Origin of the sequence: Pedobacter sp. HDW13, from assembly GCF_011303555.1 — a bacterium.
Lineage (GTDB): Bacteria > Bacteroidota > Bacteroidia > Sphingobacteriales > Sphingobacteriaceae > Pedobacter.
Window position 1 is genome coordinate 6301406 of the sequence record NZ_CP049868.1, and the last position, 22435, is coordinate 6323840.

Genomic DNA, 22435 nt, shown 5'->3' on the forward strand with positions numbered 1-22435 from the left:
TCGAAATGACGGCTACTGGGATGGGTTTGCTTCGTACCTCGCAATGACGAAGCCTCTCCTTCTACCCGGCCTAAATCGTCATTCCCGCGAAAGCGGGAATCTTAATGTGCTAACACACTAAATTATTACGATTCCCTGTCAAGCTGGTAATGACGAATATCTATAATAAATCTCTACTTCTTGGCCTTGGTATTTTCTTCTTCCGGATTTACTTCACTGGTCGAAAAACTATTTCCACTTAACTTATACTGGTAGGTTTTAGTAACTGTTTTACTGCTATCGCCTGCATCTTTTGCCGGAAATGTGCGAAAAAGATCGCCATTTTTGATAAAAAACTTATCGTTGCCGGTATAACCTTTCTTTTGGTTTGCACTCAAAGAAGGGAAACTGATTTTGTTAAAATCGCCACCTGCGTACTCAAAAACATTCAGGTCGGAAACATTCTTTTTGCTCAACAATTGAATGTATAACTCTGGGTTTCCGTCGTTATCGAGATCCATATTCCAGGCGTCGGTAATTATACCTTTACGATCTACTGCCGCTGAACGGTAATTATTGCGAATAGAATCGGACATTAAAATCTGGTAACCACCAATAGAATCGACTCCCTTACCCCAGCTTACAATTTCGAAGTTTAATCCGGGTTTTACTTCAATATCTTTATAAAAAGGAAAAGGATTTTTAGTTGCTTTAGCTGGGGCTGCGACAACTTCTTTTTGTTTCTCTTCGGTGCATGCGAAACAAAACAGCATCCCTGTTATGCACAAGAGATGCTGTAATGTATATTTCTGTAGTTTCATTTTAATTCGGGACATTTTTGGTTGTCCCAAATTAAGGATTTTAGCCTATCAAAGCAATTATTTTTTATTTCTTAGCATCGGCTTTAACATCAGGTGCACCATTATTTAAAACCGTTTCAGTAGTTACACTTCTTCTACCGCTTGGCGCAACAACAATGGTTTTCAAAACTCTTTTCTCACCTTGTGGAACAGTAATTTTAACCGGTCCGGTGTATAAAAAAGCATTTTCTGAAGGGCGGGATAAATCAATCGAATAATAGATTTTACCTCCCTTAACCGGTACTTTTAAATCGATGGTAAATTCGCTACCGGTTAAAGTTTTATCGCTTTGACCAATTGGCGTTGGCACCCAATAGTTAACGTTCATTTTATCTAAACGAGCCAAATGTGCAGGTAAACGTTCTTCGCTAAAGTTTTTCAGATCTTTACGTTCAACCGGCGACCAGGCAATTTCTGATAAAGCCAATATGCGTGGGAAAGCATGATTTTCAGCTTTTTCAGGGGTTTTAATATATTCAGTCCACATATTTGCCTGTACACCTTTAATATACTTTCTCTGATCGGCTGTTAATACTTTCGGAACCGGATCGTACTCATATATTTTCTGATAAGGGGCAAAACCACCAATGGTAACGGGCTCATCAGGAGAATTAGATTGTTTGTGATCGATATACAAGCCCATCGAACCTGGCGTCATAATTACATCGTGATTTTGTTGTGCTGCAGCAATACCACCATCTTCGCCTCTCCAGCTCATTACAGTAGCATTTGGCGCTAAACCGCCTTCTAAAATCTCATCCCAACCAATAATAGAACGACCTTTGCCATTTACATGTTTTTCTATGGTCTGGATAAAATAACTTTGCAACTCGTGCTCGTCTTTTAAGCCTTTTTCTTTCATTAAAGCCTGGCAAAAAGGTGATTCTTTCCAATATGTTTTTGGTGCTTCATCGCCACCAATATGGATGTATTTTGAAGGAAAAATGGCAATCACCTCATCCAATATATTGTTCAGGAAAGTAAAGGTGTTTTCTGAGGGAACAAAAATATCATCAAAAACACCCCAGGTTTGTTGTACTTGTTTACCTTTTTGGCTACCTGCCCATGGAGTTTTATCACTGATAAAAGTATCACGATCTGGGAAACAGCTTAACTCTGGATAAGAAGCAATTGCAGCTGAAGCATGACCAGGCAATTCAATTTCAGGAATTACAGTGATGTATTTAGCAGCGGCATATTTAACAATCTGCTTAGCCTCTTCCTGAGTATAAAAACCTTTAACTGGTGTAAGGTAATTTCCGTTACCCGGATAATGTCCGATTACACTACCGTTACGTGATGAACCAATCTCTGTTAATTTTGGATATTTTTTAATTTCCAGTCTCCAGCCCTGATCATCGGTTAAATGCCAGTGAAAGGTATTGATTTTGTAAAAAGCCAGCTGATCGATATACTTTTTAACAAAAGAAACCGGAAAAAAATGACGGCTCACATCCAACATTGCTCCACGATAAGAAAAACGCGGATAATCTTTAACCGATACTATTGGTAAAGCGATTTTATCACCGTTTTTTTCAGGCATCATCTGCATCAGCGATTCAACGGCATAAAATAAACCGGCGCCCTTACCCACCAATGTAACTTGTTTAGCTGAAATATTAATATTATAACCTTCGTTAGGCAACTTATCGGCACCTGCCGAAGTTAATACAATAGCTTTTTGACCAGCAGTAGCTGTTTTTACCTCTCTTAAAGCAAAGCCTCCCCTGCCTACAATAAATGCGTTTAAAAGATCGCCCATCTTTGCTCCATCTGCATCAGTATGCACCAGTACAGTTGTTTTGTCTAATAGAAAGGTTCCGGCATTTTTGGTAATGGATACCGGAGCAGGAATAATGCCCAAATTGGAATCGCTCTGAGCAAACGCACTTGTGCCCATTAAGACTCCAATAAAAACCGATAATGTTTTGTTCATTTGTGTTTTAGTTTAAGGTTAAATTTTTGTTTTAGCACACCAAGATAAAGATTGTAGCAAGATTCTTAATCCCACATTCTTGTTACAATAGAAATCAAACGTTTGATTTTACTGTACTGACCGAATAAATTTTAAGTGGTAAAAATCCAATACACCTGCTTTATAAAAGATTAAGGCATAAAAAAAGAGAAACCACTATTGATTTCTCTTTTAAAATACGTTTAAGAATGCTTATGCTTCTACCGGATGCTCTTTTGCAGCCAGGTACCTTTCGGCATCGAGTGCAGCCATACAACCAGAACCCGCAGCGGTTACTGCTTGTCTATAATACATATCCTGTACATCGCCACAAGCAAATACACCTTCTATATTGGTTAAAGTAGAACCTGGTTTGGTAGTTAAATAACCAGTCTCATCCATATCCAACTGACCTTTAAAAATATCGGTATTAGGTTTATGACCAATAGCTACGAAGAAACCTTCAACAGCGATATCAGATTCTATACCTGTTTTATTGTTGATCACTTTTACTGCTGTTACATTTTTACCGTTACCTAAAATTTCCTGCGTTTCGGTATTGTAATGTACCACAATATTCGGTGTAGCCAACACACGGCTAACCATAGCTTTAGAAGCCCTGAATTCATCACGGCGAACCAATAAATGTACTGTTTTACAAAGTTTGGCTAAATAAGTAGCTTCCTCGGCAGCAGTATCACCAGCACCTACAATGGCTACATCCTGACCTTTGAAGAAGAAACCATCACATACGGCACAGGCAGAAACACCAAAGCCATTGTATTGTTGTTCGCTTGGTAAACCCAACCACTTTGCTGTGGCACCGGTTGCAATAATTACGGTATCGGCAGTAATGGTTTTAATTTCATCAACCACTACTTTATGTGGTGTTGAAGAAAAATCAACTGAGCTTACATAACCAAAACGGATATCTGTTCCAAAACGTTCGGCTTGTTTGCGGAAATCTTCCATCATTTCCGGCCCCATAATTCCTTGTGGGTAGCCCGGGAAGTTTTCTACATCAGTAGTTTGGGTAAGTTGTCCACCGGCTTGCATACCAGTGTACATAATTGGTTTTAAATCTGCTCTGGCGGCATAAATTGCAGCGGTATAACCAGCGGGACCAGAACCTATAATTAAACACTGAACGTGTTCGTTTTCTTGTGACATTATATGATGTATTTGAAATTCATTAATTGTAGCGCAAATCTAGTGCTTTAAATAATTGTTAACAAGCGCACATTGTCAACATAGTTTACTTATTAACAGTGAAACGCCGAGCGGAAAGCGCTTAGCGTTTGGCAAAAGGCCGTTAAATTCAGTTGATAGATAAAAACGCTAAGTCTGTATCACTCCCACATTAAACTTTTTGGTTATTGGCGATTGATTCGCAGCTTCAATCCCTCTCGAAATTACTTTCCTGGTTTCGAGCGGATCGATAATCCCATCTACCCAAAGCCTCGAGGCGGCATAATATGGTGTAGTTTGGCTATCGTATTTATCGGTAATTTCTTTTAACAATTCGGCTTCTTTTTCGGGTGTAATAACCTCACCTTTGGCCTTCAAAGATGCTTCCTGAATCTGCAACAGCGTTTTAGCCGCCTGAGAGCCGCCCATAACGGCAATTTTTGCAGTAGGCCAGGCATAAATTAACCTCGGATCGTAAGCTTTACCGCACATGGCGTAGTTACCCGCGCCGTAAGAGTTACCTAAAACAATGGTAAATTTTGGCACAACAGAATTGGCTACAGCATTAACCATTTTGGCACCATCTTTTATAATACCACCATGCTCTGAACGACTTCCAACCATAAAACCGGTAACATCTTGCAGAAAAACCAAAGGGATTTTTTTCTGGTTACAATTCATGATAAAGCGGCTTGCCTTATCGGCGCTATCAGAATAAATTACCCCGCCGAACTGCATCTCTCCTTTTTTAGATTTTACTACTTTACGCTGATTGGCAACAATGCCAACAGCCCAACCATCGATGCGGCCTAAACCACACACAATGCTTTGTCCGTAGCCTTTTTTATATTCTTCAAATTCAGAACCATCAACCAGACGGTTAATGATATCCATTATTTCGTAAGGTTTATCTCTGTTCTCAGGCAGGATACCGTAAAGTTCCTCTTCTTTTTCTTTCGGTTTAACGGGTGCAATGCGATCGAAACCTGCATTTTCAGGTGCCCCTAACATGCTCATGATGTTGCGGATAGAATCTAAACAGGCCTCATCATTAGGATGCTTATAATCGGTAACGCCCGAAATTTCGCAATGTGTAGTCGCTCCGCCCAGTGTTTCATTATCTACATCTTCGCCGATGGCCGATTTAACCAGATAGGAACCTGCCAGAAATACTGAACCTGTTTTATCTACTATCATGGCTTCATCGCTCATAATCGGCAAGTAAGCTCCGCCAGCAACACAAGCGCCCATAATGGCCGAAATCTGTACAATTCCCTCTCCCGACATGATCGCATTATTGCGGAACATCCTGCCGAAGTGTTCTTTATCGGGAAAAATCTCATCCTGCATGGGCAGATAAACGCCTGCACTATCTACCAGGTAAATTACAGGTAAACGGTTTTCCATAGCAATTTCCTGAGCACGTAGGTTCTTCTTGGCCGTCATCGGGAACCAGGCCCCTGCCTTTACGGTAGCATCGTTAGCCACAATCATACATTGCCGGCCACTTACATAGCCTATACCACAAACTACCCCCGCTGCCGGACAACCGCCTTGTTCTTTATACATTCCATCGGCAGTAAAGGCACCGACTTCTAAAAAATCAGAGCCTTTATCTATCAAATAGGCAATGCGCTCGCGGGCCAGTAACTTGCCCTTTTCTTTCTGTTTAGCCGCATTTTTTTCGCCACCGCCCAGGTATATTTTTTTGAGTCTGGTTTTCAGTTCGTACACCAACTGTTTATTTACATCCTCATTTTTATTGAATTCGATATTCATGGAGGCAATTTAAATTTAATTTTATAAAAACAGTATTGACCAAAACGGTTTCTGGTACAAAGCGTTTTTTTTACCACAGAGCAAACAAGAGAAATCACGGCGAACACAGAGTCTAAATGCGTAATTTAGGATTGGATTATCGTTTATGACTTCCTCTGTGGTTAATTATCCATTTAAAATGATATTTTTGGTTAAACCAAACAAATGGAACTAACCATCAATATCCCTGCATTACTTTTTCCGGCCATTAGTTTAATTATGCTGGCTTATACCAATCGGTTTCTGGCCCTTGCCAGCCTAGTAAGAAGTTTAAAATCTAAATATGAGGATGGTGATAAAAACGTAGCGCTGCACAAACAGATCGAAAACCTGCGTTACAGGCTAAGATTAATCAAAAACATGCAGGCTTTTGGTGTGCTCAGTTTTGCCTCCTGTTTGTTTTGTATGTTTTTTATTTATTTAACCTGGAATACTGCAGCTGAAATACTCTTTGCGCTAAGCCTTATCTTTTTTATGATTTCGTTAATCATTTCACTGATCGAAATCCAGATCAGCACCAAGGCTCTTGAGCTTGAACTGAGCAGCTTAGAGGCGCTGGATGATCCATCACTTGTTAGCAGATTAAAGAAGAAGTTTGATAAAGATTAATTTTGGTAAACCACACCATTAATGATTACCTTTTTCCAGTTGCCCGGATAACCTTTACCTTTGATGTATTTTATTGAATGAGGGTGCCCTTTTAAATTGGGATGATAAACAGCATCGAACGAAAAAGTCATCTCTGTATCGCTTTTTTGGATAACTGTAACTTGATTATCATTGTAGTCCTTATCCCCTGTGGTGAAAAATTTATCGCCCACATTGGCTTTAAAATCAGCTCTCACAAAGATTTTCAATGGAGCATCAGGATAGCTCTCAACCAGCCGGTTCTGCTCATCAATCCTCAGGTAATAAACTGAGAAAGCATCGCCACCGATCAAAGAAAAAAACTTGTAGAAAAGTTTGTTGTTTATCCTAACCGAGTCTTTAATTTCGGTGTAATTTTCACCATTTAAATACCACAGGTTACCAATTTGCATTGGCAAAAATGAATCGTTTGTAGCTGGCTCTACTTTATTTTTTTTACAAGCGCCAAATAAAATTAAAGCGAACAGCAACACAATAAGGCTTGCGTTTTGGTAAGTTTTTTTCATGAGAAGAGTTTATTTCTTACTAAAACGCAAGCCTGGATTAAAACGCTACAATAGCTAAGCGATTAGTTTATAAAGTGATACAAGAAAACAACCTCTCCATTAAAAGCAGGCTTTTTCTGGTCTTCAATTTCCATTTCGATACCCATGTTTACCTTAGTTACGCCACGCAGGTTGATGATTGAAGCCAGTTTAGCTTTTAACCTTACTTTACTGTTTACGGTAACCGCCTGCGCAAACCTCAAATTTTCAATTCCATAGTTAATCTCCATTTTCAGGTTTTGGATATCAACAATCTCTTTCCATAAAAAAGGAATTAACGATAGGGTTAAATAACCGTGTGCAATAGTTGCTTTAAATGGCCCTTCATTCTGTGCCCGCTCTTCATCAACATGTATCCACTGATGATCTAAAGTAGCATCAGCAAATTTGTTAATCTGCTCTTGCGTAATGGTATGCCATGAAGAAACGCCTAATTCCTTACCAAGGTATTGTTCAAATTCTGCGTGTGAAGTAATAATTTGCATTGTTTTAGTTTTAGTTCCTTTTAATAAGGTATTTCTTAATAATTTGTTTTTCTGTCAGCTAAAGATTGAGACTTTTGGTTAATGGTCTATAGTTAATGGCTAATGGCCTGATCGTCAATCCGACTATGTACTATAAACTACCAACCTTATCTCCTTCTAACTCAAATTCCTATCTCTGAACCAAACCTCATCGGGTATAGCCGAAAAATGATCCATTTTATCAATTAAAATACTGGCATCGGCTTCGTTAAAAACCAGATCGCGGTTGGCCGATTTCAGGAATTTACGCTGCACCATGATTTCCATCTGTGCAAATAACGGATCGTAAAAACCATCAACGTTTAACACCCCAATTGGTTTGTTGTGCAGGCCTAGTTGAAGCCAGGTAAGCACTTCAAAAAACTCCTCAAGGGTACCAAAACCTCCCGGCAGGATAACAAAACCGTCACTTAAATCAGCCATTTTTTGTTTCCGCTGGTGCATATTTTCCGTTACGATCATTTCGGTTACACCAGTATGCCCCACCTCTTTATCCATTAAAAATTGTGGAATTACACCAATAACCTGCCCACCGGCTTCGAGCACATCGTTAGCCAACAGCCCCATTACACCAACGCTGCCACCACCATAAATTAATTTGATTTCTTGTTTTACAAGTGTTTCTGCCAATTGTTTAATTGCAGTGCGTAATTGTAAATCGCCATTAAAGTTCGAACCACAATATACACAAACCGCTTTAAGCTTATTCATTTACTTTAAAATTTATCGAAGTTAAGGTTTTATATGGGCGCTCTAAACTTTAATTCTTCACAAAATCCAACGAGGAAGTGCCATCCCGTCCTAAAACAATGATATATAAAAAGCTTCGCTTTGCAAAATAATATGTAGCATTAAAAATGCATAGAAACAAAAAAAGCGCCGGATAAACCGACGCCTTTTAACCAAATATAAGAGAGAAAAGATTCTAATTAGAAAGCATAGCGTATAGTAGCTCCGTAAGTTCTCGGATCGCCAAGTACGCCTGCATATAAGCCTGAGTTGCCTGCTGCAGCTTGTAACTGCTCATAGTAATTTCTATTGCCAATGTTTCTGCTCCAAACAAACAACGAAAACTTATCTGATTTAAAGCCTAATCTGGCATTAAACAAACCATAGCCTTTAACAACCAACACACTTGATGGTGTTGGGTTTGAAGAATAATCTGAACGGTAACTGGCATCAGCAGCAACAAAGAATCTGCCCACTTTGGTCGCTAAAGTACCCGGTAAGCTAAACTCTGAACCACCTGAAATGTTCCATTTAGAAATACCTGGTAATCTACCGCCTGATGCATCTTTAAAGGCCACTTGCGTTGCTGTACCATTAATGATTTCAGTATGACCAGTTTCTTCTAACGGTAGTGGTGCATTCGTAAAAGTTACATATTTACCATCCAAATAAGCCACTGCTGCATTAAGGGTTAAAAATCTTTCCAACTGATAAGTACCATCAATTTCCAATCCTTTTACATTTACTTTTTCAGCATTAGCCAGGTATCCCCTGTTAACACCTAACTGTGGCGACTGTACGTTGGTTTGATAATCTTTAATATCAGTATCAAAAGCAGTTACATTTAATAACGCGCCCCTAACTGGTCTGGTTTTTAAACCTAATTCGTAATGCTGAACATATTCTGGTTTAACCACAGCAACCGATAAATCAGCAGCACCGGTTGAAGTTGTTGGCAATCCACCTACGTTAACACCTACAGGTTTATAAGCGGTAGAGAAAGTACCGTATATATTCAAATTAACATTTGGACGATAAGAAACTGTTAAGTTACCCGATAAATTATTATTATCTACGTTGGTTGTAAATTGTTGATTGCTGTATACTGCAGCTTTAAGTGCTAGTAAAGCGGCATCGTTGGTTTGTAAACCGCCATAAGTTACCCTGTCGTAGTTCACATCCTTTTTATCGTAGGTATATCTCAATCCAGGTAATACGTGGAAGTGGGTTAAAAACTCCCAGTCAACCTGTGCAAAAATTGCTGCACTTAACGATTTGATGGTTGAATTGGTTTTGATACCAAAACCATCTAACAAGCCTGGGGTCGAATATAAAGCCTGACTACCTGTATTGCTGGTTTGAACAAAGCGCCACTGATCTTTACCGACCTCTTCGGTTTGTGCAAGTCCTTTTAAATTTTGCGCCAATGCAAATACACCAATTACACCGCTTAATTTATCGGTAATGTTACCTGCATATCTTACTTCCTGCGAATATTGATCGTGGCGTGAGTTACCTTGCGATTTAGTTAATGCAGCTAACTCAGAGAAGTCCCTGTCGTTTGTTGGATCCCAGTTCCAGAATCTCCAAGCTGTGGTAGAAGTCAGCGTTCCGTTACCAATTTTATAATCTACGTTTAAAGATATACCTCCAATTGATTGATTGTGTCTCCATGGAGTATTTGTGTTGATCTCTCTCGAAAAAGGATCGATTTTGGGCTGCTGATAACCTAAATCAGACACAATTTTAGCGTATTGACGGTAAGCGCTTCGCTCGGTAGTGGTAACGCCTGCAATTACCAATGGATAACCTGCAGGGTGCTGAACACTTACATCGCCACTTAATAATATCTTTAATTTATCAGACGGTGTATAGTATAACTGACTTTTGAAACCCAGGTTGTTTTGTCCGCTATATTTGCGTTCTTCTCTGGTATTCCAGATGGTACCATCACGCTGCGTACCTGAGATTGATATTTTTGCGGCAAGGTTTTTTGCTAAACCACCAGATACTGATGTTTTTGCCTGAAGGAAATTATAGTTACCTACACTCAGTTCTACTTTGGCACTAGGTGTTTGGGTTGGTTTGGTAGTGGTAATGTTAAATGCACCAGCAGTGGTATTTTTACCGAACAAAGTACCCTGCGGACCACGAATTACTTCTATTTGCTCGATATCAAGAAAATCGGTAGAGGTAGCGGCCGGACGTGCGTGATAAACTCCGTCTACATAAAAACCTACTCCCGGATCGATACCATCATTGGTTAAACCAAATGTTGAGCCTAATCCGCGGATATTAAGTGTAGTGTTCCTGGCATTTGAAGCATATAACTGTACTGATGGAACCAATTCTTTTAAACGGTTAACGTTAAAAGCGCCGGCATTTTCTGCTGCCTGACCGCCAATTACAGTAATCGGAATTGGCACATCCTGTAATACTTCTGAACGTCTTCTCGATGTTACCACAATCTCATCTAACAATGCACTTTCAACAAGTACCAATTCAATAGGCGTATCCTGTAGTTTTATAATTTGAAAATCCTGCGGTTTATACCCTACCGAGCTTACCTGAATGTAAAAAGGAAGTTCTTGTTTTGTATCGATGCTGAATGCACCATTTTCATCGGCTATAACAGATACATTTGTACCTCTTATTTTTACAGTTGCACGTGGCACTTTAGTACCATTAGCTCCTTTTATGATCCCCGTTATGGGGTTTTGAGCAAAAATGGCTCCTGCTAAAAGTATTAAGAAAAAGATTATGGGTAAGCTTTTTTTCATGATTGGTTATTCGTATTTGATTTAAATATTGTTGATTAGTTTTGCGTTCGGTGATATTTCGTATGTGTTCCGGGATGGCAACAACAGTAAGAGCAGATTTTTTGATTGGTTTTCATAATTATTATATTAAATCTATAGATTTAGTCGACAAATATATTAAAAAAATATAACTGCCAAATTTTATTTTGCATTTTTTATATTTTTAAACCTTACAGATTCAAAAATCTACAAGGTTAACCACAAAAAAACGGGGCTATCGTAACCGATGCCCCGTTTAAATTCAATATATAAATTAGCCTACCTGGTATAATTAGGTGCTTCTTTGGTAATGGTAATATCGTGCGGGTGACTCTCGCGCATGCCCGCAGCGGTAATCTGCACAAATTGTGCTTCTTGTAATGCTTCGATATTGGCTGCTCCACAATAGCCCATACTTGCACGTAAACCACCGATGTATTGATACATTACTTCTGCCAATGTACCTTTAAACGGCACACGGCCTACAATACCTTCAGGAACGAGTTTTTTAATATCATCTTCTACATCCTGGAAATAACGGTCTTTCGATCCTTGCTCCATTGCTTCGATTGATCCCATTCCACGGTACGATTTAAATTTACGTCCTTCGTAAATAATGGTTTCACCTGGTGATTCTTCTACTCCTGCAAATAACGAACCTGCCATTACAGTACTTGCGCCAGATGCAATAGCTTTTGCTATATCACCGGTATGTTTAATACCGCCATCCGCAATAACGGGCACACCAGTACCTTTAAGGGCTTTGGCACACTCGTAAACAGCGTATAATTGTGGTACACCAACACCAGCAATAATCCTGGTGGTGCAAATAGAACCAGGGCCAATACCAACTTTAACTGCATCAGCTCCGGCATCAGCTAAAAATTTTGCAGCTGCACCTGTAGCAATATTACCTACAATAACCTGCAATTCAGGATATTTGGCTTTAACTTCTTTTAATTTATCTACTACACCTTTGGTATGACCGTGGGCAGTATCGATGGTAATTACATCAACACCTGCATGTACCAATGCATCCACACGTTGCAAAGTATCGGCAGTTACTCCAACAGCAGCACCAACACGTAAACGTCCGCGTTCATCCTTACAAGCTGCCGGGTAATTTTTAACTTTTGAAATATCTTTAAAGGTAATTAAGCCGCTTAAATAACCATCTTTGCTTACTACCGGAAGTTTTTCGATTTTATGGTTCTGAAGAATTTCTTCTGCTTGAACCAGTGTTGTACCTTCAGGGGCAGTAATCAGGTTTTCTTTGGTCATTACTTCAGAAACCGGTCTTTTCATGTCTTTTTGAAAACGCAGATCTCTGTTGGTAATGATACCTACTAATTTATTATCGCTACTCACTACCGGAATGCCGCCAATTTTATGTTCTTTCATAATTTTGAAAGCATCGGCAACCACTGCTGATTCTAATAAAGTAACCGGATCCTGGATCATACCACTTTCAGAGCGTTTTACTTTGCGAACTTCACTGGCTTGTCTTTCAATCGTCATGTTTTTATGTAACATGCCTATTCCTCCATTTTGCGCAATAGCAATGGCAAGCTCAGCTTCTGTTACAGTATCCATTGCGGCAGAAATCAACGGAACATTGAGTTTAATTTTTTTCGTTAAAAAAGTGGATGTATTTACTTCACGTGGCAGAATTTCGGAATATGCAGGTACCAAAAGTACATCATCATACGTCAAACCTGTGGCAATAAATTTTGTGGAATCGAGTTGCATAGCAAATAAATTAGGATTTATTATTTGCCAGGCAAAGATAAGGAAAAACCAGGAAAATAAAAATGTAAATGCGAATTTAGTCAAATATTAAGCTTTGTTGACAATTGGGATTTCAGAATTATAAAGACAACATGATTGTTTATAATCGCTCACAAATCATGAATAACAAAAAATATCCACCCGAAAAATATGCGGAATACATAGAGTTTTATAAAAAATTTATCAGGCTGATAAGCAAAAAGCTATTTTAGCAAAAACTTTATAATTAGACTATGATTACTGAAAACCAATATTTTGATGGTAACGTTAAATCTTTAGGATACGAAATAACCGAAGGTAAATCAACTGTAGGTGTCATCAATCCTGGCGAATATACCTTTGGCACTGCGCAGAAAGAAATTATGCACGTTATTGAAGGCCAGCTAGAGGCGCTTTTACCAGATGCTACCGAATGGCTAACCATTACCGCTGGCAACAGCTTTGAAGTACCTGCCAATGCTTCTTTTAAAGTAAAGGCAACTGTTCAAACAGCTTATCTTTGCCAGTACAGGTAAACAAAAAAAGAAGTCAGGTTTTTATCCTTCGTAATAGATACTGAAACAATTCAGCACGACGAATGAAGAAAAACCTGACTTCTTAGCTTAAATGCTTCGCTTTACTTCTTCCCGATTACCACTTCGGTAAAACTTTCGGTAGTGAAGTATTTATTGGCCAAAGCCAGCAACTCTTCGGCTGTAATGGTTTTTACAGTTTCAATGTATCTTGAATAATAATCGTAATCCAGGCCTGAGAAGTAAATGTTTTTAAACTTATCGGCGTGCGAGAAAACATTTTCTAAACTGCCAAGCATCGAGCCAAGCATATAATTGCGCACTAAATTAAGTTCTTCTTCCCCTATTAGTGTCGTTTTCAATAAATCGATCTCTTTATAAATTTCTGTTAATGCTGCTCCGCAAACATCAGCACCAACTTCTGTCGATATAAAAAGATAACCGGCTTGCTGCAACGACGATATGCCCGAACCAATGCCGTAAGTATAGCCCTTATCTTCACGGATATTGGCCATCAAACGCGATCCGAAGTAACCACCCAAAACTGTATTTAAGATCTGGAGTCCTGGAAAATCTTTATGCTTGCGGTTTATAGCCAGCTGACCAATCCTAATGGCCGATTGTAAAGCTTCAGGCTTCTCTTTATACACGAATTGTTTTTCGGTAGGATTAAAGCTAAATGTGTTTTTCACCACCTCACTTTTTTCCCAATTGTAACCAAAACTACTATCTAAAAGGTTAAAACCTGTTGTATCAAATTTTCCTGACACCACAATGGTACAATTATTTGGCGCGTAGGCTGCTTTAAAGTAGGTTAAAAGATCCACGCGTTTTAGTTCATCGTAATGTTGTGCTTTAATATCCACCCGTAAGCGGTCTCACCAAACAAAGCATGCGCAAATTCTTTCCGCGAAACGATATCGTTCTTTTTAAGGTTAACCTGAAGTTTTTGCTTCTGATTCTGAATATAAATATCCAATTCATTTTGCGGAAACTGGCTTTCTGTTAAAACATCCTTTACAATTGGCAATACCGAATGTAAATGTTTATTCAGCGTATACAACGAAACCGATGAATGATCTTGCGTATATTCGGTTTGGAAAAATGCACCGTAAAAATCAATTTTTTCGGCTATTTCTTTGGCCGATAGCTTGTTGGTTCCGTTATTTATTAAGGTATTTACAGCGATAGCCTGTAAGGGTTTTTCACGTTTCCAGTTAACGTTTTCAAAAATAAATTCAATCCGTACCAAATCCTGCTCACCCGAATAAATAGTAAAAACAGGTACACCATTGGCTAATAACCTTTTTTCAGGCTGGATAAAATTTATAGCAGATACCTGCTTAAAATCAGGCGCTTGTTGTCTGTTAAGCATGTTCTTCAGTTAAATAATATAAGGTTGATGATGATTTTTTGCCAAAGGTTTCGTTGGCAATCCTTTTAATGTCGGCTGATTGAACCTTTAAAAATTCGGCTGTTTCCATATTCAGTAAGGCTGCATCGCCCAACAATTCGTAATAAGCCAGATTCATCGCTTTATCAAGCAAGCTCATTTCCGAAAATACGAGGATAGATTCTACTTTGTTTTTCACTTTAGTAAGCTCGGTATCTAAAACTAGTTCGGTTTTTAATTTATCCAGTTCAGTCCATATGGCTTTTTCGGCTGTTTCTATGGCTACGCCTTCTACCAGTTTACCTTCAATAATAAACAAACCCGGATCTAAACTGCTCGAAATATAAGCGTTAATATCGCTAAAAAGCTGTTGTTCTTTAAGCAGGCTATTGTATAAACGCGACGATTGTCCGCGTGATAAAACGTCGGAAAGTAAATCGAAAGCATAATAATCATTATTCAATCTGCCAGGCATTTTAAAAGCCATATAAATGGCATTTAAGGGAACATTTGCTTTAATGGTTTCTTGCCTGGCTTCTGTTTGTGGTTCTTCCTGAACCAAATTCCTGTGGTATTTCTCTCCGGCCGGTATAGGCTCAAACCATTTCTCCGCCAGTTTTTTCACATCTTCGGTTTTCACATTTCCACCTACAACCAAAATAGCGTTCTGTGGGGTATAATGTTTCTTAAAAAATGCTTTCACATCATCCATAGTAGCATTTTCTATATGCGAAAGTTCTTTACCAATGGTTGCCCAGCGATACGAGTGCTTTTTATACGCCAGCGGACGTAGTTTTAACCAAACATCGCCATAAGGCTGGTTCAGGTAACGCTGCTTAAATTCTTCGCTTACTACATTGCGCTGCGTATCCAGGCTTTTTTCAGAAAAGGCAAGGCTCAACATCCTGTCGCTTTCCAACCAAAATGCTGTTTCGATATTTTCGGCTGGCAGCGTAATGTAATAGTTGGTAATATCGTTGCTGGTAAAGGCGTTATTTTCGCCCCCAACACGTTGCAAAGGTTCATCGTAGTTGGGGATATTGATTGATCCACCGAACATTAAATGCTCAAACAAATGCGCAAAACCGGTTTTATCAGGGTCCTCATCACGTGCGCCCACATCATATAAAATATTCAAAACTGCCATCGGAGTAGTTGCATCTTCGTGCACCAAAACTTTTAACCCGTTAGCTAGTGTAAAACGATTAAAATCTACCATTACCTAATTTTAGAGTGGTAAAGATAATTTAATAATTCATTTAGCAGAATGTGATTAATAAAGAGAATACAATTAAAAGATATTTTGGTCTCTGGCAATTCTATTTTTACTATTTTAGCAACAGATAATCAAGTAAACATGGGCGAGGAAACAGCAAAAAATTCATTCGGAATTTTAAACAGTTTAAAAAAATTAATTTTCGAAGACAGTGATGCACCTGGTTCCACGCAGGATCAGCAACCTGCCAGCATCAGCACAAAAACACCCGAACCTGTAACTAACCAACCACAGGTTAATCTAAAGGAAAATGTTAGCCCAATAGGTGTTACCGATGTTAAGCAAATGAAGGTAAAAGTTTTAGGCATACTGGAAAAAATGAATGAGCCGGGTCTCGATTTTTTTGAGGTCTGGAATGCAGCAGCAGAAATGGGCAGCATTGATGCTTCGACCATAAAAGCGGCTTATACATCTTTAAAATATGTAGAAAAAGACTTAAATAAACAAAAGCTGTTAACTACTGGCCGAAGCTATGCCACGGAGTTAAAAAAAGTTATAGAACAGGAAAGCAGCCAGAAACAGCAACAAAAACAAAACCTGGAAAACAGCCTGATTGATGAAAAAAACGATTTGATAAACGAAATTAAAACTATTGAACAAAACATTGCCGATCTGAAAGCCAAATTGCAAAATAAAGAACAAGATTTAAAGAATCTTAATGTGAAGTATGATCCGCAGTTGAAAGATATCGATCAGAAAATTGCTTTAGGCAATGCAGCTGTTAATGAGGTAATAGCCGATATAGAAAAAGCACTGAGTATTATTGAAACAAACATAAATTAACGATTAAAAATTAACGAAAACGTAATGGAAAACAAAAATCAGTATGTAAATATTCCAGCCGAAATTAAAAGTCAGCTGCCTATATTTCAGGTTTTAGGCGATCATCTTCCCAGCCAGATACAAACACCTGAAGGCAAAAAGGTAATGTCAAGTATCTTTTTTTGGGCGCTAATTTTGGGAGGTGCATTTGCATTTTTCAAATTTCTTCCAATTATGCTGGTTTATGCAGCCAAAAGTATTTTACTGGTTATTTTTAGTATTATACTAATTGTATTGCTTTTACTAGCTCCAAAAATTATTTCTTTATTACATAGGTTGGGTACAATTTTACTTTTTAAAGGCGAAAAAGCCATTATAAGAGGTAACCCGATTGAAACCTTGCAACTTTTATCAAAAGACGCAAAGGATACTTTAAAAAGGGTAAAAGATAAAATTGCCAATGTTGATGGTGTACGGATAGATATGGTACAAAGCGGAGAAACAGCTCAGAAAACTGCCGAAGAAAAATACACCTATGCTAAACGCTTTACCGTTGAAGCTGCAAGTTTAGATGAAAAAGCTAAACAGGAAACAGCAAACAACAACATCGAAAAGGCAAACGATTTAAACAGAGATGCAAAAGAAACGCGTACAAAAGCTTTCCTTTTAGGCAAAGAAGGTGAAGCAGAAGAACAAAATGCCCGTAGTTACGTACAATATGCCAACCAGTTTGCCAAAGTTTTAGAAGTTTTAAAAGATAACGAAAGCGCTGCCCGCATTTATGTAAGCACCCTGGATAGCAGTATTTCGATCATTTCTAAAAAACTGGAAGCAACCCAAAAAATGAAAAATGCAACTGAAGGACTTGCAGAAGTTTTTAACATTAAAGACGGATGGGCTTTTCAGGAGGCAATGAATGCAGCTACAGGAGCCATTAGCCAAAATATTGCATCTATCCGTTCTAACCTCGATTTCTTAGATCAGAATAATAACATTACTGTTGGTGGTGCACCATCGCAAAGCGAATTGGAAGAATTCATCAAAAAAGTAGACGACCGCAACCTTAAAATGCTTAATGTAAGCAGAATGACCGATGCTTCTTACGAACTTAAAGCTGAAGAAAAAGTAGACAAAGGCTTTTCATTATTAGACTAATCAAACTCTTAAATTAAACATATCACAATGGAAGAAAAATCTATCTGGGCAAGACTACGCTGGCCTATAAAAGCAATTATTATCGCAATCCCTATCATTGGCTTAGGTTACTGGGCTTTAGAATCGGGAAAAATTGATGCCGCAACCAACACTGAGGGAAGTAAAAAAGACAGTACAGAACAAGCATCTTCACCTGCTGCTGCTAAAAGCGAAGACAAAAGAAGTTTTAATTATACTCCCGAAAAACCTGTAAATGGTGAATATAAAGGTGTTGTAGAGGTTGGTGCCTCGGGTTTTAACTCTTTTGTAGTAAATATTGATAAAGAAAAACGCTGGGAAATTATCTCTAAAGATTTCGGAAAATCATTTGTTTACGAAGGTTTGGCAAATACCGCAGATATCAGAACCGGCCTAAAAGATTACATAGGCGCCATGTTTGATAAAGGCGTTAAATCTAAAAACATTCACTTTGTAATCAGTTCTGGCGCGCAAAAAGAGCCTAAAACAACTGCTATTGTTTCTGAGTTAAAGAAAATGGGCTTCGTTGTTAACCTTGTTACCGCAGAACAGGAAGGTAAACTGGCTTTAAAATGTGTTTTACCTGCATCTTATTATGATAATTCTTTTGTTGTTGACATTGGTTCGGGCAACACTAAAATTTCGTGGATGGATGGCGATGTTAAATCATCTGAAGCACCAGGCGCTAAGTATTATGAGAAAAACCTGAAAGACGATGCTGTATATGATCTTGTTAAATCTGTATCATCAAAAATCCCATCTACAAAACACGAAGTTTGTTTCATTATCGGAGGTGTGCCTTTTGAACTTGCAAAACAAACCCGTACCGGAGATGAAAGATTTACAGTTCTAAATGATCCTGATAAATACAATACTGATAAAATTAAAATCAAAAGTGGCGTTAACATATACAAAGCCATTAAAGATGCTACCAATTGCGATACTTTTGTATTTGACTGGGATGCCAACTTTACCATTGGTTTTTTATTAGCCCTTAAATAATTTTCTTTAAAAAGAGCGACTGTAATTAACCAGTCGCTCTTTTTTTATGTCAAAAATTTACTTTCCTGCCATAATAACTAAGCGTTGTTGTATAAACATTTTAGTATTTTTGCTTTATGAATACAGCCGATTTACTACAAAGGGCATTACGTTTTGACTTTTTGAGCCTTGAAGAAGGTGTACATTTATACCATAATGCCGATACCGCATCTTTGATGTTTGTGGCAAACGAACTGAGAAAAATACAGGTACCCAGCGGCAAGGTAACCTGGCAAATCGATAGAAATGTAAACACTACCAATGTTTGTATTGCCAACTGTAAATTCTGTAATTTTTTCCGCAGGCCTGGCCACGATGAAAGTTATATTACTGATATCGAAACCTATAAAGTAAAAATCGAAGAAACCTTTCGTTTGGGGGCGATCAATTATTGCTTCAGGGTGGTCATCATCCCGATTTAGGTCTGGCCTTTTATGCCGATCTTTTTAAAAAACTAAAAGAATTATATCCTGATTTAAAACTTCATGCTTTAGGTCCGCCTGAAATTGCACACGTTGCAAAATTAGAAGGCATTAGCCATACTGAAGTTTTAAAAGCACTAAAAGAGGCCGGTATGGATTCCTTACCTGGGGCTGGTGCCGAAATTTTAAACGACCGTGTGCGCCGCTTAATTTCTAAAGGGAAATGCGGTGGCCAGGAATGGCTTGATGTAATGCGTGCCTGTCATCAGTTAGATATTACCACTTCGGCAACCATGATGTTTGGCCATGTAGAAACCATTGAAGAGCGTTTCGAGCACCTGGTTTGGATACGCCAGGTACAGAGTGAAAAACCTGCTGATGCAAACGGCTTTTTAGCCTTTATACCATGGCCTTTTCAAGACGATGGTACTTTATTAAAAAGATTGCGCGGCATTAGCAACACCGTAACTGCCGATGAATATATCCGCATGATTGCACTTAGCCGTATTATGCTACCCAATATTAAAAACATACAGGCTAGCTGGTTAACCGTTGGTAAAACAACAGCACAATTGTGTTTACATGCAGGCGCTAACGATTTCGGGTCAATTATGATCGAAGAAAATGTGGTTTCGGCAGCAGGTGCACCACACCGCTTTACCGCAAATGGTATTCAGCAATCGATCAGGGCAGCTGGTTTTGAGCCACAATTACGTGGGCAAAAATACAACTACAGAGATTTACCCGAACATTTGGAAGAACAGGTAATTACATACTAAATAAAAAACACGCTCATGTTAAAAAAAACAACACTTATACTACTGCTGATAATTGGAGTTCTCAAATTAAACGCCCAAAACAAGTGGTTTAAACAACAGATTACCGAAAAGGTAAGTGTTAGCTTTCCCACCCAGCCAAGAAAAGTTAATGAGACTTCCTATGCAATTAAAGATTCTACAGGGATCATTTATGTTAGCTCCAGAGTTGACCTGCTTCCAATTACACAATTAGATTTAGCAACTTTGAATGCTGAAATTGAAAAGCAAAAATTTGCAGACGATTTTGTAGTAGGTATAAGCGGTTCATTTCCAAAATATAAATTTGAAAGTCCAAAGCTGATAATGGTAAGTGGCCAAAGGGCTTATGCTGTAGTGGCTCGCGATGAAGTAAACAAGCTTAGCCTTTTCATGAATGTTTGTTTTTTAGATGGCACCTCATATAGTTTTTCGTGTATCCTTCCCGATGGAAAAAGCGTAAAATATAAAGACATATTCCTGAGTACAATATGGTTTAAAAACTAGCGATTCTATTTGTATACCTCACAAAAAAAGGGAAACAGCCCAAACGCCGCTTCCCTACCTTAAACTAAACATTACCTGCTCAATAATCTATTTGGCTACGATAATTTTTTACCCGGTTGTAAAAACAAATTAGCAATTGTTATCACGCTAGCCCTATCTAAAGGTTCATCAAAACTTTCTACCGCGGCCAGTTTAGCGGCAGTTGCGTTCGGTGCACCGGTAATATTGGCAATGTTAACATTTGCCTGTACCGTTAAATCTTCACCAGCATATACTGCATCTACCTGTGGTACACCCGAATCATTTGCCTGACCTGAAGCACCAAGACTAACCCATGGTTTATAAACCGTTGTACCAGCTGCTGTACGCATTTGGCGAATGTGCGACGCATGACGGGCTTCTACCGAGTGAATCTGTAAAGCAGTTTGCAGTACGCCCGGACTAACCAGTAAGTTTCCTGCCTGGCCTTTATATGCCCTAACACCGGTATCTTCAAAACCCTGTGCTACTGCTAAAAAAGTATTGTAATCGGTGTAAACCGTAGCAAATGTACCACCCGCTCTAAAATCGGTATCGGCATAAGCAATAGGTGCACGCGCAGAACTTCCCAAAGCGCCTACCAACAAATCAACATGCGCTTTTTCATGATCACGAATGGTGGTAATGGCGGTTTTTGCAGCCGTTGTTGGGTAAGTAAAAGTAACATCAGTACCCAATAAAGCATGGTTATAAAAATGATATTCCAGATACTCTAACGATAAGGCAAAATTTAAAACATCAACTACTGCAGTTGGCAGCGCAGTTTGTCCATAGGCCTTCTGAAACATAGAACCCAAAGCCAGCGGCATTGCTGCCAATGAAATTTTCTTTCCCATGTTGAAAAAGCTTTTCATTGCGGCTCTTCTCGGATTTAACCTTTCATAGATTTCACCATCTACTTTTTCAATTTCTTCTAATATATTTACGATATTCATGATTTCAGTTTTAAGGGTTAAAGATTGACTACATTAATTTTGGTTTTAATATACTTGCCAGCTATTGCCAAAACCTTATCAGGTGTTAAAGCAGCATCCAGGCCTCCAGCATTATTGGCACCAAGTGGTGCAAGGCTATTCAAATCTGCAAATGATCCGTTTGAGATTAAATCGCGGATGTAAGCAGCATGGCGGGCTTCAACCGAAACAATTTTACCTGCTAACAATAAATAAGTACCATTTTTAATTCTTGGCCCGGCACCATTATAAGCCGAAACACCCAAATCTTCGAAAGCCATGGCGGCACCTAAAACACTGGTTGAGCTTGTAAAATCAATTGAGGAGAAATCAACTTCCAAACTGCCAATTGCAGCTGTACCTAAAGCCGCTTTGAAAAACTCACGGTGTGCAATTTCATGAAACTGAATATCCTGGAAGTATGCTTTTTGCGCTGTGGTAAAACTTGCCGGAGGTGCAGAAGCTACTTTAACATAAAATGCAGCTTCTAATTGTTCTAAAGCATAGGCATAATTTAAAACACCAAAATCATCTTTAAAATCTAAAGTTGCACCGGTGTTCATATCTGGATAGCCACGATCTTTTTTACAACCGGCAGCTACCAATGCAATACCGGCAGCTCCTGCACCCGCGTACTGAAGAAAAGATCTTCTTCCAACGGTTTTCTCAAACAAACTTTCTTCCCGAAGTTCATTTTTTGTTTCTAGTTCATTGTTTTTCATAGTAATCTAT

At 38.7% G+C, this 22435-nt stretch carries 20 protein-coding genes and 1 pseudogene; 7 read left to right on the forward strand and 14 right to left on the reverse strand.

The window, feature by feature from the left end; translation table 11 throughout:
• Window positions 1-173: 173 nt before the first annotated feature.
• From G7074_RS26070 to G7074_RS26085, 4 genes are all read right to left on the reverse strand, one after another.
• Window positions 174-800, reverse strand: coding sequence for a hypothetical protein (locus tag G7074_RS26070; RefSeq protein ID WP_124558519.1), 627 nt, complete (start codon window positions 798-800; stop codon window positions 174-176).
• A gap of 64 nt (window positions 801-864) precedes the next feature.
• Window positions 865-2775, reverse strand: coding sequence for a beta-N-acetylhexosaminidase (locus G7074_RS26075; RefSeq protein WP_166212228.1), 1911 nt, complete (start codon window positions 2773-2775; stop codon window positions 865-867).
• Window positions 2776-3006: 231 nt separating this feature from the next.
• A complete protein-coding gene (trxB, locus tag G7074_RS26080) occupies window positions 3007-3963 on the reverse strand; it encodes a thioredoxin-disulfide reductase (RefSeq protein ID WP_124558521.1) in 957 nt (318 codons plus the stop codon).
• 168 nt (window positions 3964-4131) lie between these two features.
• Window positions 4132-5760 carry an acyl-CoA carboxylase subunit beta gene (locus tag G7074_RS26085; RefSeq protein WP_124558522.1) on the reverse strand — a complete coding sequence of 543 codons (1629 nt, stop codon included), beginning with the start codon at window positions 5758-5760 and terminating at the stop codon, window positions 4132-4134.
• Window positions 5761-5964: 204 nt separating this feature from the next.
• Here G7074_RS26085 and G7074_RS26090 point away from each other — a divergent pair, with 204 nt between their 5' ends.
• On the forward strand, window positions 5965-6408 hold the full coding sequence (locus G7074_RS26090; protein ID WP_124558523.1) for a DUF2721 domain-containing protein: 444 nt from the start codon (window positions 5965-5967) through the stop codon (window positions 6406-6408).
• Here G7074_RS26090 and G7074_RS26095 read toward each other — a convergent pair.
• From G7074_RS26095 to guaB, 5 genes are all read right to left on the reverse strand, one after another.
• Window positions 6405-6953 carry a hypothetical protein gene (locus tag G7074_RS26095; protein WP_124558524.1) on the reverse strand — a complete coding sequence of 183 codons (549 nt, stop codon included), beginning with the start codon at window positions 6951-6953 and terminating at the stop codon, window positions 6405-6407. The two genes, G7074_RS26090 and G7074_RS26095, sit on opposite strands and share 4 nt — an antisense overlap.
• A 62-nt stretch (window positions 6954-7015) precedes the next feature.
• Window positions 7016-7477 (reverse strand): MaoC family dehydratase, encoded by a 462-nt coding sequence (locus G7074_RS26100; protein WP_124558525.1) that lies wholly within the window; start codon window positions 7475-7477, stop codon window positions 7016-7018.
• 156 nt (window positions 7478-7633) lie between these two features.
• The gene (locus tag G7074_RS26105; RefSeq protein ID WP_124558526.1) at window positions 7634-8227 is read right to left on the reverse strand and encodes a TIGR00730 family Rossman fold protein; all 594 of its coding nucleotides are present in this window, start codon (window positions 8225-8227) and stop codon (window positions 7634-7636) included.
• Between the two features lie 218 nt (window positions 8228-8445).
• Window positions 8446-11025 (reverse strand): TonB-dependent receptor, encoded by a 2580-nt coding sequence (locus G7074_RS26110; protein ID WP_124558527.1) that lies wholly within the window; start codon window positions 11023-11025, stop codon window positions 8446-8448.
• Window positions 11026-11322: 297 nt separating this feature from the next.
• Complete coding sequence (gene guaB / locus G7074_RS26115) at window positions 11323-12792, reverse strand: IMP dehydrogenase (RefSeq protein WP_124558528.1); 1470 nt, start codon at window positions 12790-12792, stop codon at window positions 11323-11325.
• A 272-nt stretch (window positions 12793-13064) separates the two neighbouring features.
• Here guaB and G7074_RS26120 point away from each other — a divergent pair, with 272 nt between their 5' ends.
• Window positions 13065-13346, forward strand: a complete 282-nt coding sequence (locus G7074_RS26120; RefSeq protein WP_124558529.1) for a pyrimidine/purine nucleoside phosphorylase — start codon at window positions 13065-13067, stop codon at window positions 13344-13346.
• Between the two features lie 101 nt (window positions 13347-13447).
• On the opposite strand, the gene G7074_RS28050 is transcribed toward G7074_RS26120, so the two are convergent.
• From G7074_RS28050 to G7074_RS26130, 3 genes are read right to left on the reverse strand one after another with little or no spacing between them, the layout of a single operon-like run.
• Window positions 13448-14170 (reverse strand): M16 family metallopeptidase, encoded by a 723-nt coding sequence (locus G7074_RS28050; RefSeq protein WP_370526579.1) that lies wholly within the window; start codon window positions 14168-14170, stop codon window positions 13448-13450.
• Window positions 14171-14175: 5 nt separating this feature from the next.
• The gene (locus tag G7074_RS28055; protein WP_370526580.1) at window positions 14176-14718 is read right to left on the reverse strand and encodes an insulinase family protein; all 543 of its coding nucleotides are present in this window, start codon (window positions 14716-14718) and stop codon (window positions 14176-14178) included.
• Window positions 14711-15955, reverse strand: coding sequence for a pitrilysin family protein (locus tag G7074_RS26130; RefSeq protein ID WP_166212231.1), 1245 nt, complete (start codon window positions 15953-15955; stop codon window positions 14711-14713). Before G7074_RS26130 ends, G7074_RS28055 begins: the two co-directional genes overlap by 8 nt.
• 138 nt (window positions 15956-16093) lie before the next feature.
• Here G7074_RS26130 and G7074_RS26135 point away from each other — a divergent pair, with 138 nt between their 5' ends.
• The 5 genes and pseudogenes from G7074_RS26135 to G7074_RS26155 all read left to right on the forward strand — a co-directional run bounded on the left by G7074_RS26135 (window position 16094) and on the right by G7074_RS26155 (window position 20711).
• Window positions 16094-16795: a hypothetical protein gene (locus G7074_RS26135; protein ID WP_124558532.1), complete on the forward strand. Its 702-nt coding sequence runs from the start codon at window positions 16094-16096 to the stop codon at window positions 16793-16795.
• 24 nt (window positions 16796-16819) lie between these two features.
• On the forward strand, window positions 16820-17929 hold the full coding sequence (locus tag G7074_RS26140; RefSeq protein WP_124558533.1) for a hypothetical protein: 1110 nt from the start codon (window positions 16820-16822) through the stop codon (window positions 17927-17929).
• 27 nt (window positions 17930-17956) lie between these two features.
• On the forward strand, window positions 17957-18949 hold the full coding sequence (locus G7074_RS26145; protein WP_124558534.1) for a hypothetical protein: 993 nt from the start codon (window positions 17957-17959) through the stop codon (window positions 18947-18949).
• A gap of 116 nt (window positions 18950-19065) precedes the next feature.
• Window positions 19066-20189 (forward strand): annotated as a pseudogene (locus tag G7074_RS26150) (CofH family radical SAM protein).
• 15 nt (window positions 20190-20204) lie between these two features.
• Window positions 20205-20711 carry a hypothetical protein gene (locus tag G7074_RS26155; RefSeq protein WP_124558536.1) on the forward strand — a complete coding sequence of 169 codons (507 nt, stop codon included), beginning with the start codon at window positions 20205-20207 and terminating at the stop codon, window positions 20709-20711.
• Between the two features lie 95 nt (window positions 20712-20806).
• Here G7074_RS26155 and G7074_RS26160 read toward each other — a convergent pair whose 3' ends face one another.
• Complete coding sequence (locus G7074_RS26160) at window positions 20807-21685, reverse strand: ferritin-like domain-containing protein (RefSeq protein ID WP_124558537.1); 879 nt, start codon at window positions 21683-21685, stop codon at window positions 20807-20809.
• A gap of 17 nt (window positions 21686-21702) precedes the next feature.
• Window positions 21703-22425: a ferritin-like domain-containing protein gene (locus tag G7074_RS26165; RefSeq protein WP_124558538.1), complete on the reverse strand. Its 723-nt coding sequence runs from the start codon at window positions 22423-22425 to the stop codon at window positions 21703-21705.
• Window positions 22426-22435 lie beyond the last annotated feature (10 nt).